This window comes from Erwinia sp. L03-1, assembly GCF_058686115.1.
The window spans coordinates 4,267,628-4,285,085 of sequence record NZ_CM178762.1; the positions used below are offsets into that span (position 1 = coordinate 4,267,628).

Consider the following 17,458-nt stretch of genomic DNA (forward strand, 5'->3'; position numbering starts at 1 on the left):
TGAAAACGATCGGGTTTGACGATTGCCTGAGGGTCTATTTTAGTAATGATTGAAAAATCAGGGGTATTAATCACCATTGTTACCGGTAACAAAGGCTAAGTTTAACAGTTCTTCCTGCAAGAATTTAGCAAAACAAACAAAAAAGCACTAATTCATTAACAATCCCTGCGGCGCTGAAATTAATAGAAACAACCGCGATGTGACCGTTAACGTTAAAAAGCGTTATAAAAAGAGAACATTAACAGCGGAGTGCCTATGTTTAAATCTTTCTTCCCCCGGCCAGCGCTGTTCTTCAGCAGTGTTGTTCTCTGGAGCGCCCTTGCCATCCTGCTATGGTTTGGCGGCGGCAGAGACTGGATCCTTCACCTGCCGCTGTTTTCCGGAAATGCCAGCGCACCATTGCCCAATAACGCGCTGCGGTTTATTGCGCCGGGCGGGCTGGCTTTCTATCTCTATTATCTGGTGGTGGTCACCCTGTTTGCTGGTATGTGGTTCCTGTTCAGCCCTCACCCGTGGCAGCGCTGGTCGGTGCTCGGATCGGCGCTGATTATCTTTGCCACCTGGTTTTCCGTGCAGGTTGGCGTGGCGGTCAACAGCTGGTATGAGCCCTTTTACGATCTGATTCAGCAGGCGATGTCCCACCCGAATACCGTTAAAATTGAGACGTTTTATACGCAGATGGCGGGTTTCCTGAGTATTGCGCTGATCGCGGTGGTCATTAACGTACTTAATATGTTTTTTATCAGCCATTACGTCTTCCGCTGGCGCACGGCGATGAACAACTACTATATGGCGCACTGGTCACAGCTGCGCGGGATTGAGGGAGCAGCACAGCGTGTGCAGGAAGACACCATGCGTTTCTCGTCCACGCTTGAGGATATGGGCGTTAGCTTTATTAACGCGATTATGACGCTGATTGCCTTTCTACCGGTACTGGTCGCGCTGTCGGTGCATGTGAAGACCGTGCCGATTCTGGGCAGTATTCCCTACGCGCTGGTGATTGCCGCCATCCTCTGGTCGCTGCTGGGCACCGGTATGCTGGCCGTAATCGGCATTAAGCTTCCTGGACTCTCCTTCCGTAATCAGCGGGTGGAAGCCGCCTATCGTAAAGAGCTGGTCTATGGCGAAGATGATCCGCAGCGCGCAACGCCGCCGACCGTACGCAAACTTTTTTCTAACGTGCGTAAAAACTATTTTCGCCTCTACTTTCATTACCTATATTTCAATATTGCCCGTATCCTCTATTTGCAGCTTGATGCCGTTTTTAGCCTTTTCGTCCTGTTTCCCTCCATCATTACCGGCGCGATTACCCTGGGATTGATGACGCAGATAACGAATGTATTTGATCAGGTGCGCAGCTCGTTCCAGTATCTGATTAACTCCTGGACAACGCTGGTGGAACTGCTGTCCATTTACAAGCGTCTGCGCAGCTTTGAACAGGTGTTGAATGCACAGCCGGAAAAAGAGAGCGTCAGCCTGTGAACGGATCGGCGGCCCTGAAAGGGGCCGCCGCATGAACAGGAAGAGTCGGGCAGGCCAATATAACCAGGAATTTCCTTACGCAGAACAGCTAATTATTTCTATTTCGTATCATGCATTATTTAGCATAATATCTTGCAGCCTCATCAATGCTCACGCAGCAGGCTCATTTCAGGCAAAGAGCGCGCTTTAATCTGCCCATTTAGAATTAAAAAGCGGAAAATTATTTAAAAAAAACTACTATTAATGCTGTAGGCGCTTAAAGCGTGTCTGATAACGCATTCTTTGCAGGAACAATCACATTTTGCTAATAAATCAGCTGCATGAGATGACTAAATAATTTAAAAATAATGGGTTTTCTGGTGCATAAGTGTCGGACAGAATAAACGCACGTGATTAAAGTATCGGTCAGAGGTGACAGCCTCTGACCGCCGCGAGGCACCCTGATTCAGTTTCTATCACGCCAACACCAGGGCGTTCCCGAGAGCAGACCGAGAGGTCTGCTTTTTTTTGTGGCTTCAGTGAGCGGAAAAGGCGCTGACCGACAGGTCAGCGAATGACAGCTACGCGCAGGCTTCGGAGGCAAGCCAGAGCAGCACTGACCAGACGGTTAACGAAATACGCTGATCGCCTCAACCAGCCTGGTGGCCTGCCGCGCCATACGATCCGACGCCTGGGCACCCTCTTCGACCCTTGCCGCATTTTGATGGGTAATATTATCCAGATCTTCCACCGCCAGGCTGACCTCGCTGAGGGCAGTCGCCTGTTCAGCGGTAGCCGCGCTAATCTGAGCAACCAGCGCGGTGACGTTCTGCACCTGGGAAACGATCGCTTCCATCGTCTTTCCGGCATCGTTGACATGCTGACTGCCGGACTGGACCTTAGCCGTACTGTTTTCAACCAGAGCCTTAATTTCACTGGCGGCCTTTGCACTGCGCTGGGCCAGGCTGCGTACTTCCCCTGCGACCACGGCAAAGCCTTTGCCCTCTTCCCCGGCGCGGGCGGCCTCTACTGCGGCATTGAGCGCCAGAATATTCGTCTGAAAGGCAATACCGTCGATGACGCTGGTTATGCTGGCGATTTTCTGTGAGCTGAGGGCGATCTCATCCATCATATCCACCATGTCATTCATGGCCTGCCCGCCCTGCATCGCCGCATCCCGGGTACTTTGCGACAGGGTATCCACCTGCCTGGCGGTTTCGGTATTGCTTCTCACCGTCGCGGTCATTTCATTCATCGTTGCGGCGGTCTGCTGTACGTTTGCTGCCGCCTGTTCGGTACGGCGGCTGAGATCGTTATTCCCCTGCGCGATGGCATCGCTGCCGCTGAGGACGTTTACGGCCTGCCCACTGATATCATCCACCAGCCAGCGAAACATCAGTCCCAGCTGGCCGACGGCACGCAGCGTGGTGCCCACCTCGTCCACCCGGTCAAGCTGATCGACCTTATGACTGGCGCCGGTCGCTACCTGAAGCGCCTGCTGGCAAACGCGTTCGATCGGGCGGGAGACCTGCTGCTCCAGCCAGGCGCAGGCCATAAACAGCAACACGGCCATGATACCCGCAAAGAGGCCCAGTGGCTGCGCGGCCATACCCAGCGCCCAGGCGCCCGCCAGGGTGAATGGCAGGATGGCGGCCAAAGTAGTCCGGATACGCCAGCGCAGCGGCAGGGTTTTAAAAATTGAGGTCCACTTCAGCAGACCGGTGCGCACCAGCAAGCCCTTATGGAAGTGCCAGCCCTTACGCTTCCCCTCGCGGAATTCGCGGTAGAGCCGTTCGGTTTTTTGAATCTCTTCTGCGCCCGGTTTGGTTCGCACAGACATATAGCCCTGCACCTTCCCTTCACGCACCACCGGAATCGCATTTGCCCTGACCCAGTAGTGATCGCCATTTTTACGGCGATTTTTGACCAGCGCCGTCCAGGGTTCACCCTGCTTCAGCGTCGCCCACATATCAGCAAAGGCTTCCGGCGGCATATCCGGGTGGCGCACGGTATTATGAGGCTGCCCGTTAATCTCATCAGGCTCGAAGCCGCTAACCGCGATGAACGCATCATTAGCGTAGGTGATGTGGCTTTGGGTATCCGTGGTCGACATCAGCGTCGCGCTGTCGTCAAAAGGATATTCCTGCTGGGTTACGGGTAGATTGGTTCGCATGCGATGGGTCCTTGAAGCAGTGGCAGGACTGAGCTTGAATTAAATGATTATTATTTTTTATTATTTTCGGCGGGAATGAGCGGATCTTTAGCCTGTAAACGCCATTTTGCGGGCTGGCTTTACTCAGCCCGCGCAGCAGACTCAGAACGCCCATCTTACGCCCATGCTATAGCGCCAGCCTTTCCCACCGTTGCCATCGATCGCTTTGCGGTAGTCCGCTTCCGCATACATTGAGACGTCGTTTTTAAAACGGGTGGTGCCACCCAGCCCCAGCTCCCACATCTGACCATATTTCCCACCGCTGAAGGTGTGGCTGATATCCTCATAGCCTCTGGTGCCAATGGTGGTTTTCCCGTCGCCGCCCCAGCCTTTCAGGTAGTTGGCCCGCAGATAAGGGGTGTATTGCCGTTGACTGTCGTCCGTCCAGGTACGATCCAGCCTGGCCCCCAGCCGTCCGGTGGTCAGATGATAATCGGGGTAACTGACCGTCAGATTATCCTTATCGGTGAGGCTGTCCATGGCCAGGTGCAGGACCATCAGCTGCGCCTGTGGCTCCAGCCGCACGCCATTGGCAAATTCAACTGGCCAGCCACTCTCCAGCGAGGCGGTCCAGCCTTTGCCTTTCAGCTTCGCTACCGCTTTCTGACGGGCTATATCGGTCTCACCACGGTGCCAGTCGTACGAGAGCGCACCGTCGAGATAGAACCCGTTATCGCGCTGCCAGGTGCCGTACAGGGCCACGCTGTCGCTGTCGAAGGTGGTGCTGCTGTAGCCGTCTGCGGCATGCGGGCGAAGCCGCGTGTTACCCCGCGTATAGGCCACCCCGCCGCGCAGGCTGTCGCTGACCCCGTCAAACCGCAGCAGGTTGCCGCCAATCTGCATCGCGCTGTAGTCGATATCCACGTCGTAGCCGAAATCACGGAAGGACTGGCTGGTTTTATAGGTCATATTCGACCCGGTATAGCGCAGGAACATCTCCCCGCCGCTGCCGTCCGGCTGCGCTGACTGCTGGCGCAGCTCGCCCAGACGCTTGTGTAAATCATCCAGAATCGCCGTCGTATAGTACGCGAGGCCTACCGGCACTGAAATGTATGCGGGTACCTGGGGCACCACGGCGGGTCGGCCTGGCGCACAGCGATTCACCCCATTGACCACGCACAGATCCGGCGAGACGGGGGAGACCTCCGTAGGCGGGATACAGGACTCGCCGTTTTTACAGATATAGCCGTTAGCCAGCCGATAATCCCAAAACTGATTATCACTTCCCCCGGCTACGCGCCGCTGAAACGCGTCACTGCTTCCCGGCGCAAAGCTGTATAGCTGGTAGCTCCATGGCCCCAGCGCCAGGTAGCCCCCCTTGAGTGCAAAGCTGTTGGGGCTGGCATTCCCGGCTACCTGCGCCAGCGATATCCCCTCATAGCCCTCAATGGTGCCGCTGTGATTAAGGTCGGTCAGATTGGCGTTACTCAGCGCCGTGGGGACAACCTCCAGCAGCGTCGTGCCCGTGGCATTGCCTTCCACCTGAAGATGGTCAGTGAACTGATTACTCAGTGCACCGCCCTCATTGACCAGGGTGTTAAGCCTCACGCTCCCCTCCTGGGAGGCAAGGTTTCCCTCTATGGTCAGGTCGTTACCCGCTGTACCGCTGCCGTTCGTCAAATCAATCGTGCCTGCATTGTTGACCGTGACCGAATTATCGCTGCCGCCGGCTATCACCGGATGGACGTCATTCCCTGCATAAAGCGTGGAGCCGGGACCGATATTAACGGTGCTGTGCGCCAGCCTGAGATTATCGGTCAGCTCCCACTGCGTATCGTAGAAGTTGATGGTACTCCAGCCGCTGCCCAGGTTTACCCCTCTGCTCAGATCGTCGGCGCTGAACGACCCTCCGCGCGAACTGATGCTCTGCAACGTCAGCATGCCTTCGGTGCCTCCCTCGTCAGTAATATGCCGCGTCCGATCCAGCGCAACGTGGTTAATCAATGCCCGGTTGTTAACCCCATTTCCCAGCGTAATGCTGCCGTTGAGCGTGCCCCCGGTCCAGCTCAGGTTATCGCTCCCCCCGCCGGTGTTGACGTCTCCGATGACGTCGCCCGCTTCCAGTAGGATCACATCATCAGCATTGCTGCCTGCCACGGCCTGGCCCAGCGGAGAGGTGGCGGTAATAGTCCCCAGATTCTCAAAAAGGGTGGTACCTCCCCGTAGATCCACCACGGGCGCAAGGGTGCTGGCCGAGACAAATGTGCCCGTATTCAGCACATAGCCTGGCCTGGCGGCCACCAGGGCCGAGCCCCCGCTGCTGCTGGTAATGTTCACGTTCGCGGCGGTTCTGACGTTTCCTGTCGTGTTGGCAACTATCCCGGTGCCGCCCGCCCCACCAACGTTAAACTGGTAGCCACTGCCCAGGATAAGATCATCCCTGGCAGCCGCACCGCTGGCCTGGGTAAAGTTCAGACCGACTCCGCTACCGTTGACGTTGGTGGTAACGGTTGAGGCCGGATCGAAAGGGACTGCCGTGCGGATACCGCTGCCATCTGCGCTGTTGAGGGTGACATTATTCAACCTGACGTTTGCGATTTCCGCGCGGTTTTCAATGCCGCTGCCGCTGCCGTTAACGCTAACCGTGGCATCGCTGGCGTTAAGCCCGACCGCACCGCTATCGAGAAGAATGCCATGCGCCGTTCCTGAAGTGGTAATGCGGGTATCGCTACCGGCGAGTGAGAGCTGCGCGCCGTCACTGATACGTACGCCTGCCACACCGTCATTGACGTTAATCGCCCCGCCTCTCGCCGTCGACGTGCCGTTACCGCTGATATCCAGCCCCGTGCCCTGCGCAACGTTAACCCTGCCATTATTGCTAATCGTGCTGCCGCTGCGGCTGCGTATCCCGATACTGTTGGCACCGGACAGCGCCACGCTGCCCTGATTCACCAGCGCTGCGCCATTGGCGACGTCATAACCAACGGCATTCTGGCCGCTGCCCGTCAGGCTGGCACCGCTGCTCACCCGCGTATCGGCCGCCGAGCCGTTAAGGACATTGCTCAGATCGGTTCGCAGATTGTTCACCAGCACGCCAACGCTGTTATTACCATTCAGGGTGATAGCGCTGCCGTTATCCAGCGTGCCGCCTGCGCCCCCTTCCACCCTCAGCGCGGTTGCACCCGAGCCGTTAGCGATAAACTGGCTGCTGCCGCCAGCAAACAGGCTGTCCGGGCCGGAGGCGATAACGCCGGTGGTATCGGCTCCGCTCAGGGTGATACTGGCGGGGGAGGTAAAATTGAGCGAGGCGGCATCATCAATACGGTAGAGCGTTGAGCGATCGGTGGGGACGTTGCTGGCGCTGTCGGCGCTGTTGATGACCGATCCTGCCCCGGCGGCATGCCAGGCAATCTGATCGCTGTTGTTAAAGCTGGGCGTCGCGGTTGAGGCGACATTCACGCGCGCGCCATTGAGCGCTTCGGCACCGATGGCACCCGGACCATTCATATTCAGTGCGCCGGTCAGCGTGGCGGTGGCGCTTTGGCCGGACGCGCTGACGCCCCGCGTACGTGAGGTCAGGCTGCCACCTTCGATGTTAATTGTGCCTGCATTGCTGACCGTCGTCGTCTGGCTGGTGGTGCCGTTGACCTGAATCCCGGTTCCGCCATCGTTTATCGCTATCGTTCCACTATTAATGCCGGCCGCCCCGCTCTCGATCAGCATTCCGGTTGCGCCCGTGCCGGTAAAGGTAATATTTCCGCTGTTGTTGAGCTGGGCGCGGTTACGGGCAATCAGCCCGGTCAGCCCATTTTGCGAGGATGTCAGTGCAGCACTGGAGGTCAGAGAAGTGTCAGCGCGGGCCGTGCCACTGTTTTTACCCGCTAAGGTATGTTTCTGCCCATCCGCAATTGCCCCCACCGAGCCAACGCCCGTGAGGGAGATTTGGGTTGCCGCATCCAGTGTTCCCTTCGCCCCCCCCTCAACGATTAACCCGGTCGCCCCGGTGCCGGACACCAGCAGATTAGCATCTCGCGTATTCACCTCGGTACCGGTCGTCCCGGTGCCCAGCACCCCAACTGAGCGCTCACCGGAGGCGGTCAGCGACAGCCCGCTGCCGTCGAAATCAGCCCCCTGCTCCAGGCGGAATAGGGTGGAGTCGGTGGTGGTGACATCAAAGTCACTGTTGCCGATGACGTTGATTTTCGCACTGGGACCATAAGCAAAAAACGCTATCTGGCTACTGCCCTCGCTGAAGCTGGGCACGGCTGCGCTGTTAACATTAACGGTCGCATTTCCTCTGGCATGAACGCCAATCGCCCCGATGCCCGAAAGGTTGATCGGTCCGTCAATGCTGGCGGTAGCCGCTGCGCTATCCTGCCCTTCGACCCATACGCCAAAATTCCTCGTACCGCTGGCGGGGTCCGCACCACCCGCAACGTTAATCGTCCCGGTCGAGGCGGCGGAAGCCTGCTGGCCGTCGGTCGCCAGGACCTTCATCCCGGTAGCGTTTACGCCGTTAAGATTGATGGTGCCTGCATTGTTGATGCCGCCGTTTGCCCCGGCATTTACCACGTCCAGCCCGACGTTTTCACGCGGCACGCTAACGGCTGCGCCGTTAACATCAATGATGCCATTATTAACGAGGGTAGCATTCGCACCGCCCGTTGCCAGCAGCCCGGCAGCATTCTGAACCCGGCTGCCAATCACAATATGACCGTTATTGACGGCGGTGCCGTTACCGGTAAGGGAAATACCGCTGGTGGTTTCGCTCTGATTAACGGCCGTGTCGGCAACGCTCTCCGTCAGGCTATTTTGCGCCCCCCGACCAATGACGATTAGCCCACTGCTTTCATTGGTAAAGCGGGAGTCGTTATCTACGGCGACGCCGGATGTGGTGCCGCTGGCGCTTGAGCCATTCACGCCAACGTTGATATTGCCAAAATTATTTGCGCTGGAGGCACCGGTCAGGTTGATGCCTGCCGTATAGCCGCCCGCAGGATTCCCGGTGGAGGCGAAGTTAATAATACCGTTATTATCAAAAGTGCTGCCAGAGGCTACGTTGACCCCATTGGCGTTATATCCCGTTGTTGCGACGCCGGTGCCATCAATTTTGTTCAGAAAGTTGCCGTTGATCACGCCGTTATTGGTGCCGCTGCTGGCGTCCAGATTAATGGCCGCACTATCCTGCCCCAATCCTCCCACGCTGGCGACCTTGCCCTGATTATCTACGCTGGCTCCGTTTGTTGCCCGTATCGCGCCCCCGTTTGCCCCAACTACTTCCAGCCGGGCGGAAGAGGCGATATTTACCCTGGCACTGGCGCCGCTGGCGTTAATGACCACGCGTTCGCCCACCGGCTGCGCCACATCATCAGCCGGGTCGTCCGCGCTGATGGTGTAGGAGATATTTTGGCTCGCGGTTGAAAAGGCTTTATTGAACGCCGTCAGATAGTTTGAGGTGCTAAGATTACCAGCCCTTAGCTGGCTGATAAGCCAGTCATTGTAGCGCTTTAAGCTGACCGCGTCGGTGACGTTAAAATTAGCACTCTTGCCATCGAGCGTGCTTATGCTGAAAGTGCCATTGTAGGTGGCCACGTCGGTGACAAGATAGGTTCCGGGAACGGCAGGGTCAGCCGCCGCCGCAGAGAAGGTGATACGGTTCTGCGAAAGCCAGCCAATGGTGGCGTTATCTGTGCTGCCATTGGCATCGAACAGGGTCGTTTGCTTGGCCGCCATACTCCAGCCGTTGGTACTGGCGGTCGGGGATACGCCCTGCTCCCCAATATCGACATCCAGACTGCCATTGTTAACCGAGGCAACCCGAGCGTTAATATATTGTGCATCCCCCACGTTAACGATATCCGGCACCGACGTGGCCGACGACACGGGCGGCAACGCAACCAGCCGATCGGGGTTATAGACCTGGAAAGTCGTATTGCCGCCGGTGGTGGCATCGGGGATGGTAATGCCAAAGTTCCTCGGGCCGGGATCCAGCCGCTCAGCACCAATCAGCTCACTTCCGCCCACGATGCGGCCAGACTCGGCCAGAGAAGAGAGTGGCGTTGACTGCGCGCCATTCACGCCGGGCGTAAAACGCTGATTACCGGTCAGCACATGGGCAGTACCATCACTTACCCCTATCGCCCCGACCCGATTATCATTATCGGCAGGATTAAATTCCTGTAAGACTTCAGCGTAAAGCGGATCGCAGGAGATGATAAATATCTGCGCGGAAAATAACCCCAGCGTTATCGTGCTTAATCTGAAAGACATATTTCCTCCGGGTAATAACAGGCCACCCCCCTGCTATTAGCGGGAATAGTAATAACACCACTGGAAGGTAAAGGAATAACCTTTTTTCAGCTATAACTATACCGCCCGGCAAAGGCTCGGGATTAATAATAATTGGGTGCAATTCCCTTTGGGATCGTCCGGCCCTGAAAATCTCATTAAGTTAAGTTAAAAATAATTAACCCGTAATATTTTTATAAAAACATCTGGATCTTTTTTCACACCAGTTAAAACATGCTGATTTATAGATAAAAAAGCCAATATCAGAAGATATAGTCAGCTTGCAGTTTAATTGCAAAGATAAATTATGTTGCGCTACAGTTCCGCGATGAGAAATTACTTAAGTAATACAATATTACCGGAAGTTATCACCACGGCGGCCGGACAGGCTATATAAACGGGCTACTTTATTTCATTGTAAATACAGCCACTTCGGGATTTTTTTATCCTGAGCATAAACCGAAAAGGAAGGAGTGAGCGAGGCAGGTTTTCCTGCTAAAAAAAAGAGTGGGTGTGCGGAAAAAAATAAGGGAGTCAATTCCCCCCGTGGGTGAGACAGGAAATTCATTCAAGGGTTGCCACCGTCCATAGCGCCAGCGTTTATGGAATAATGGGCTGACCGCAGCCAGCCCTGAGAAAGAATCTATTCCGATGGAATAACGTATTTCGGTTTAGAAGATCCACTTTACGCCGACGTTATAGCACCAGCCTTTCCCGCCGCTGCCATCGTACTCTTTAGGATACGCCGCTTACGCTCGCATATTGAGGTTAAAAGATAACGGATGGAGCGGGCCAGCGTGGGCCGTCGCAGCGTTAACTGCCTGACGCCCCACGCCGTGTTGCTCCCGGGCAGGCCAGGTGTTAAGGATTCAACGCCACATGCTTCATTTTTGCTTCATAAGCAACGGCCCGCTTTGAGTCAAACTGGTGCTCCCACTTGGCGATAACCAGCACTGCCAGTGCGTTGCCAATGACGTTAAGGGCTGTACGCGCCATATCCATAATACGGTCGACACCAGCAATAAACGCCAGCCCCTCCAGCGGAATGCCCACGCTGCCCAGCGTCGCCAGCAGGACCACAAAGGAGACGCCAGGCACGCCGGCGATACCTTTAGATGTCACCATCAGGGTCAGTACCAGAACGATCTCCTGACCGATGGACAGGTTAATGCCATACAGCTGGGCAATAAATATCGCAGCAATACTCTGATAGAGCGTGGAACCGTCCAGATTAAACGAGTAGCCGGTAGGGACGACAAAGCTGCAAATCGACTTGGGCGCGCCGTAGGCCTCCATCTTCTCCATAATGCGCGGCAGCACGGTTTCAGAGCTGGAGGTCGAGTACGCCAGGATCAGCTCCTCTTTCAGGATGCGTATCAGGGTGGTAATACGCAGCTTACAGATGCGGGCAACCGTACCCAGTACCACAAAGGCGAAAAAGAGGATCGCCGCGTAAACCAGAATAACCAGCTTAGCCAGCGGCCACAGCGAGGCAAAGCCGAAGTTAGCAATGGTCACGGAGATCAGCGCGAAGACGCCAATCGGCGCATAGCGCATAATCATATGCGTTACCTTGAACATGGCTTCAGAGGTCGAGCGGAACACCTTCAGCAGCGGGTCGCGGTGTTCAGACGGCAGCGAAGAGAGCCCCAGTCCAAACAGTACCGAGAAGAAGATAATCGGCAGCATGTCACCTTTCGCTATTGCAGCAAAAATATTCTGCGGGATAAGCGAAAGGATGGTGGTGACCAGACTGTGTGCCCCACCCTGCACCTGCGCCGTTGTCGCTTCATACTTAGAGATATCCACCGTTGCCAGCGTCGACATATCAATGCCGTAGCCGGGTTGAAACACGTTCGCCAGGGTAATACCTACCACAATGGCAATGGTGGTAATCACTTCAAAGTAGACGATGGTTTTTACACCGATACGTCCCAGTTTTTTCGCATCACCCACGCCGGCAATGCCTACAATCAGGGTAGAGATAACGATAGGTACAACAATCATCTTGATCAGATGAATAAAGATATCACCGGCCGGACTGAGGATATTGGTGATTAACCATTCACGGTCGGAGGGTTGGTTATGCAGTATCGCGCCAACGATGATCCCCAGGGCCAGCGCCGTCAATATTTGCCAGGCCAGGCTGAATTTAGCAGCTTTCATAACTTATCTTTTCCTTAACAAAACCCGCTCTCCGCGGTGGACTGCGGAATGAATCACGCTCAAGGGAGGCTTTGCCGAAGTCGGCTAATTCACGGATATGGGATGGTTGATACCTGATTTTCAGGCAGATGATAAGTACCATTTTCACTGGTACAAATGCAAGCCTGCGTGAATTGTGGCTACTTTATTAGCACCTGACAGGATAAAGCTCTGGAACGGGCCCAAAAATTTAACCTGTTGTTATAATTGGCAATATTGCGAACGCATTACGCATAGGTATGCAAATCAGGTCTTTGCCCGCTGTGCATCGCCGGATTTAATTGACTAAAAATTACACGGTGAGTTTCGTTATGAAATGACTTAAGCGACTGCTTACGCCCTTTTAAGCCGCTGACTTAAGGTCATTAATGCCCTTATTCTTATTAAGGGCGCTATGACGTGATCTGTCGCGCAAAAAGAAAACAAAGCCACGCGCCATACCCCATTTAACCTTTGGTTGACATAGTATTAACAACTTCAAGGAGATCAGCCATGAGCCAACAATACAGACATCCCGTCCCCGCCAGCATTGCGGAGCACACCCTGATTAATGCCCAACAGTATCAGTCAATGTACCAGCTATCGGTACAGGACCCGGATGCCTTCTGGGGGGAACAGGGCCAGATCCTCGACTGGATTAAGCCTTATACCCGCGTGAAAAACACCTCGTTTGCGCCGGGTAATATCGATATCCGCTGGTTTGAAGACGGTACGCTGAACCTTGCTGCCAACTGCCTTGATCGCCATCTGCACAGCCGGGGTGACCATCCGGCGATCGTTTGGGAAGGCGATGACGCCAGTGAAAGCAAAACGCTGACCTTCCGCGAGCTGCATCGTGAAGTCTGCCGCTTCGCCAACGCGCTGAAGGAGCTGGAGGTTAAAAAGGGCGATGTGGTCGCCATCTATATGCCAATGGTGCCCGAGGCCGCTATCGCCATGCTCGCCTGCGCGCGCATTGGCGCGGTGCACTCCGTCATCTTTGGTGGCTTTTCACCGGACGCGGTTGCTGGCCGCATTATTGATTCCAATGCCAGACTGGTCGTTACCGCAGACGAAGGTCTCCGCGCCGGACGTACCATCCCGCTGAAAAAGAACGTCGACCTTGCGCTGGCGAACCCGAAAGTCACGTCAGTCACCAACGTTGTGGTTTTCCGCCGCACGGGTGTGGAATCGGGCTGGGAAAACGGCCGGGATATCTGGTGGCATGAGCTGGTGAATAAGGCCAGCGCCCACCACCAGCCGGAAGAGATGAACGCTGAGGATCCCCTGTTTATCCTTTATACCTCGGGTTCCACCGGCAAACCTAAAGGCGTTCTGCACACCACCGGCGGCTACCTGGTCTATGCCGCCGCCACCTTTAAATACGTGTTCGATTATCACCCTGAAGATGTGTACTGGTGCACCGCTGACGTGGGCTGGATCACCGGGCACAGCTACCTGCTGTATGGGCCCCTGGCCTGTGGTGCCACCACGCTGATGTTTGAAGGCGTACCCAACTGGCCAACGCCAGCGCGCATGGCTGAGGTGGTGGACAAACATAAGGTCACGCTGCTGTATACGGCGCCAACGGCTATCCGTGCACTGATGGCGGAGGGCGATAAGGCAATAGCCGGGACCCACCGTACCAGCCTGAGGATCCTCGGTTCAGTCGGCGAGCCCATCAACCCGGAAGCCTGGGAGTGGTATTACAACAAAATTGGCGATGGCCGCTGTCCCATTGTCGATACCTGGTGGCAAACGGAGACCGGCGGCTTCATGATCGCCCCGCTGCCCGGTGCCACCGAGCTGAAGGCGGGTTCGGCAACTAAACCCTTCTTTGGCGTCCAGCCTGCGCTGGTGGATAACGAAGGTAATGCGCAGGAAGGGGCCTGCGAAGGCAATCTGGTCATTATCGACTCCTGGCCTGGTCAGGCCCGCACGCTGTTTAACGATCACGACCGGTTTGAGCAGACCTATTTTTCTACCTTTAAAAACATGTACTTCAGCGGGGACGGCGCACGGCGCGATGAGGACGGCTACTACTGGATAACCGGCCGCGTGGACGACGTGCTTAACGTCTCCGGCCACCGACTGGGGACGGCCGAGATTGAATCTGCGCTGGTTGCCCATCCCAAAATAGCCGAAGCAGCCGTTGTTGGCATCCCTCACAGTATTAAGGGTCAGGCGATCTACGCCTATATTACCCTTAACAGCGGTGAAGAACCGTCACCGGAGTTATATACTGAAGTCCGCAACTGGGTACGTAAGGAGATTGGCGCCATTGCCACGCCGGATATTTTGCACTGGACGGATTCACTGCCAAAAACCCGTTCGGGAAAAATTATGCGACGGATATTACGCAAAATCGCCGCCGGTGATGTCAGTAACCTGGGGGATACCTCTACGCTGGCCGATCCGGGCGTAGTGGATAAATTGCTAGAGGAAAAACAGGCGATTAAAATGCCTTAAGCCCCCTGGTGAAGATTCATGCATACGAGAGCCTCATTTTTATTATCATGAGGCTCTCATAATATTCCTTAACATACCTTTTCAGAACCCACATTAATTTTCAGACCGTTGCTGAGAGCCGAATAAATAAAGTTTCTGGTTTACGCATTATAACATTAACCGACATGGCGCAAACCGGGTGCGCAACAACGTAAAGCGATATTACGCGCAGTCATTTAGTTCGCAATAATTATTAAAGAGCATTCCGGAGGCGGACATTATCCGGCAGCACTGGGTAAGACCGCCACACTATACCCTCTGGAGAAACTGTGATGAATGACGTTATTTATCAACGGATGGAGAAGAGTGCGCGCTTTAAAGAGCTGGTCAGAAAACGCCAGACCTTTGCCGCCCTGCTCACCGCCATTGTACTTATCCTTTATGTCGGTTTTATTTTACTGATCGCCTTTGCACCGGGCTGGCTGGGCACGCCGCTTTATGCGGGTACCAGCGTGACGCGTGGTATTCCCATCGGTATCGGTTTAATTCTTATCTCCTTCCTGCTCACTGGTCTTTACGTCTGGCGGGCTAACGGCGAGTTTGATCGCCTGACGCGTCAGCTGCTGAAAGAGGTGAAGGGATGAAACGATGCCCCCTGGTGTACATGCTTCCTGCCCTGCTGTTACCGACCACCTTTTCTGCCCTGTCGGCTGATACGCTCAGCGGTGCGGTTGAGCGGCAACCGGTCAACTATGAAGCCATCGTGATGTTCATCGTCTTTGTCGCCGCCACGCTGGGGATTACCTGGTGGGCCGCAAAACGCACCCGCTCACGCAGTGATTATTATACCGCTGGCGGCAATATCACCGGCTTTCAGAACGGTCTGGCAATGGCCGGAGACTTTATGTCGGCGGCTTCGTTCCTCGGGATCTCGGCGCTGGTCTATACCTCCGGCTACGACGGACTGATTTACTCGCTCGGGTTCCTCGTCGGCTGGCCCATTATCCTGTTCCTGATCGCCGAACGCCTGCGTAACCTGGGGCGTTATACCTTCGCCGACGTCGCCTCATACCGTCTGAAACAGCTTCCGATTCGTACGCTCTCCGCCTGCGGATCGCTGGCGGTGGTGGCGCTGTATCTGATTGCGCAGATGGTAGGCGCAGGTAAGCTTATTCAGCTGCTGTTCGGGCTTAACTATCATGTTGCCGTAGTGCTGGTCGGAATTCTGATGATGCTCTACGTGCTGTTTGGCGGCATGCTGGCCACCACCTGGGTACAGATCATCAAAGCGGTACTGCTGCTGTTTGGCGCCACTTTTATGGCCATCATGGTGATGAAAACGGTGGGTTTCAGCTTTAATAATCTGTTTACACAGGCCATTGCGGTTCATCCAAAAGGCATCGCGATTATGCGGCCCGGCGGCCTGGTTAACGACCCCATTTCAGCGCTGTCGCTCGGCCTGGGGCTGATGTTTGGCACCGCCGGTCTGCCGCATATTTTGATGCGTTTTTTCACCGTCAGCGATGCGCGCGCGGCAAGGAAAAGCGTGTTCTACGCTACCGGCTTTATGGGCTATTTCTATATTCTTACCTTTATTATCGGCTTCGGGGCCATCCTGCTGGTCGGGGCGAATCCGGCGTTTAAGGATGCCACGGGCGCGCTGATTGGCGGGAATAATATGGCTGCGGTACATCTGGCGGATGCCGTAGGCGGCAGTCTGTTTCTCGGCTTTATCTCTGCGGTCGCCTTTGCCACCATCCTGGCCGTGGTTTCAGGGCTGACGCTGGCCGGTGCCTCAGCCGTGTCGCATGACCTGTATGCCAGCGTGGTGCGTAAGGGCCAGGCAACGGAACGGCAGGAGCTAAAAGTGTCCAAAATCACCGTGGTAGTGCTGGGTTTCGTTGCCATCGCGCTGGGCATTTTATTTGAGAAGCAGAATATTGCCTTTATGGTGGGGCTGGCCTTCTCCGTTGCCGCCAGCTGTAATTTCCCGATCATCCTGCTGTCGATGTACTGGTCGAAGCTGACAACGCGTGGGGCGATGATCGGTGGCTGGCTGGGGCTGCTGACGGCAGTGGTGCTGATGATCCTGGGCCCGACGGTGTGGGTTCAGGTACTGGGGCACAGTAAAGCGATTTTCCCCTATGAATACCCTGCGCTTTTCTCCATGGCAGTAGCCTTCATTGGCATCTGGCTGTTCTCGGTAACGGACAGTTCAGCCGAGGGCAAACAGGAGCGTCTGCGCTTTAAGGCGCAGTTTGTCAGGTCACAAACGGGGATAGGAATAGACGACGGCCAGCTGCATTAGCGCCAGTGAGGGGAAGAGAGGCGAATCGCGAGATTCGCCTTTTTTTCATCAGAAATGCAGCGCTGCACCGACATACGGACCATCAGCAATCACATTATCTTTACGGCCATCTTTGCCGTTCATGGTCATATATTTATAGCCCACGCGCACGTCCACCAGCGAAATCGGCTGGAAACTTACGCCCGCCGAGGCTTCCTGATAGTCATCAATATGGCTGGAGAATGCATCCGGGGAGTAGTAATACTCGCCAAAAACGTTAAACATTCTGGTCACCGCGTACTGTGCGCTGCCACCGACCGCGACGGCGTAGCCATCCTTACTGTCGGTAGGGTTGGTTGACATAACCTTCACGGTTGGGGAGAGAAAAAGGTCGCCAACCGCGACGTTATAGCCCAGACCGACGCTTTCAGCGTTGCCGTCGTGATCGCTGCGTAGCCAGTTACCTGACAGCGCAAAGCCTGGCGAGGTGGTCCCCATTCCCACGCGCACGTTAGTGTAATGCTCGCCGACGTCAACGCCGCCTTCGATTGCCTGCGCCGGACCTGCCAGGGTGAAAATCGCCACTGCGCCTGCAAGAGTTGCCACTGCTTTCATTTTATTCTCCTGATGAATTTACT

The 17,458-nt window shown here is 55.3% G+C and carries 8 protein-coding genes; 4 read left to right on the top strand and 4 right to left on the bottom strand.

Annotated elements, in window-relative coordinates; translation table 11 throughout:
- Window positions 1-255: 255 nt before the first annotated feature.
- The gene (sbmA, locus tag AC4PCC_RS19615) at window positions 256-1,482 is read left to right on the top strand and encodes a peptide antibiotic transporter SbmA (protein ID WP_492125638.1); all 1,227 of its coding nucleotides are present in this window, start codon (window positions 256-258) and stop codon (window positions 1,480-1,482) included.
- A 607-nt stretch (window positions 1,483-2,089) separates the two neighbouring features.
- Here sbmA and AC4PCC_RS19620 read toward each other — a convergent pair.
- The 3 genes from AC4PCC_RS19620 to gltP all read right to left on the bottom strand — a co-directional run bounded on the left by AC4PCC_RS19620 (window position 2,090) and on the right by gltP (window position 12,067).
- On the bottom strand, window positions 2,090-3,634 hold the full coding sequence (locus AC4PCC_RS19620) for a methyl-accepting chemotaxis protein (protein ID WP_492125639.1): 1,545 nt from the start codon (window positions 3,632-3,634) through the stop codon (window positions 2,090-2,092).
- A 141-nt stretch (window positions 3,635-3,775) separates the two neighbouring features.
- Window positions 3,776-9,883, bottom strand: coding sequence for an autotransporter outer membrane beta-barrel domain-containing protein (locus tag AC4PCC_RS19625; protein ID WP_492125640.1), 6,108 nt, complete (start codon window positions 9,881-9,883; stop codon window positions 3,776-3,778).
- Between the two features lie 879 nt (window positions 9,884-10,762).
- Window positions 10,763-12,067 carry a glutamate/aspartate:proton symporter GltP gene (gene gltP, locus AC4PCC_RS19630; RefSeq protein ID WP_345829965.1) on the bottom strand — a complete coding sequence of 435 codons (1,305 nt, stop codon included), beginning with the start codon at window positions 12,065-12,067 and terminating at the stop codon, window positions 10,763-10,765.
- 531 nt (window positions 12,068-12,598) lie between these two features.
- On the opposite strand from gltP, the gene acs reads away from it, so the two are divergent.
- The 3 genes from acs to AC4PCC_RS19645 all read left to right on the top strand — a co-directional run bounded on the left by acs (window position 12,599) and on the right by AC4PCC_RS19645 (window position 16,841).
- Window positions 12,599-14,554: an acetate--CoA ligase gene (gene acs / locus AC4PCC_RS19635; protein WP_492125641.1), complete on the top strand. Its 1,956-nt coding sequence runs from the start codon at window positions 12,599-12,601 to the stop codon at window positions 14,552-14,554.
- A 311-nt stretch (window positions 14,555-14,865) separates the two neighbouring features.
- Window positions 14,866-15,177 (top strand): DUF485 domain-containing protein, encoded by a 312-nt coding sequence (locus AC4PCC_RS19640; RefSeq protein ID WP_067704401.1) that lies wholly within the window; start codon window positions 14,866-14,868, stop codon window positions 15,175-15,177.
- A 20-nt stretch (window positions 15,178-15,197) separates the two neighbouring features.
- A complete protein-coding gene (locus AC4PCC_RS19645; protein ID WP_492127577.1) occupies window positions 15,198-16,841 on the top strand; it encodes a cation acetate symporter in 1,644 nt (547 codons plus the stop codon).
- A 48-nt stretch (window positions 16,842-16,889) separates the two neighbouring features.
- Here the strand turns inward: AC4PCC_RS19645 and AC4PCC_RS19650 are convergent, their stop codons facing one another.
- Window positions 16,890-17,435, bottom strand: coding sequence for a YfaZ family outer membrane protein (locus tag AC4PCC_RS19650; RefSeq protein ID WP_492125642.1), 546 nt, complete (start codon window positions 17,433-17,435; stop codon window positions 16,890-16,892).
- Window positions 17,436-17,458 lie beyond the last annotated feature (23 nt).